The sequence below is a fragment of the Mesorhizobium sp. M00.F.Ca.ET.216.01.1.1 genome, from assembly GCF_004010325.2.
GTDB lineage: Bacteria > Pseudomonadota > Alphaproteobacteria > Rhizobiales > Rhizobiaceae > Mesorhizobium.
On sequence record NZ_SADR02000169.1, the window covers coordinates 1 to 405 of the forward strand.

At 68.4% G+C, this 405-nt stretch carries 1 protein-coding gene; it reads left to right on the forward strand.

The features are described from left to right. Positions 1–80 precede the first annotated feature (80 nt). Positions 81–405: sigma-70 family RNA polymerase sigma factor (locus EN859_RS35575; protein WP_135913632.1), on the forward strand; the 325-nt coding region annotated here is incomplete at its 3' end.

The window sequence follows — 405 nt, forward strand, 5'->3', positions numbered from 1 at the left end:
GGCACCGAAAAGCCCGGGAACCTTTTGCCGGCAGGCGCATCCAATCCCAGGATGCAACACCTGCCGGGAGTCGTGGCGCAATGAGGAAGCCCGCACTGCAAGCTGCCGCTATCGCCGCGGCCGATGATGGCGACATGGCGCTGGTGCGCCGGGCGCTCGCACGCGAAGCGGGTGCCTTCCGCGCCATCATCAAGACGCACAACCAGCGGCTCTACCGCATCGCGCGCGGCGTGGTACGCAACGACGCCGAGGCCGAGGACATCGTCCAGGAGGCCTATGTCCGCGCCTTCGCCAGCCTCGCCGCCTTTCGCGGCGATGCCTCGCTCTCGACCTGGCTGTCGCGCATCGTCATCAACGAGGCGCTCGGCCGGCTGCGGAAACGAAAGCGCACCGTCGCGATGCCTG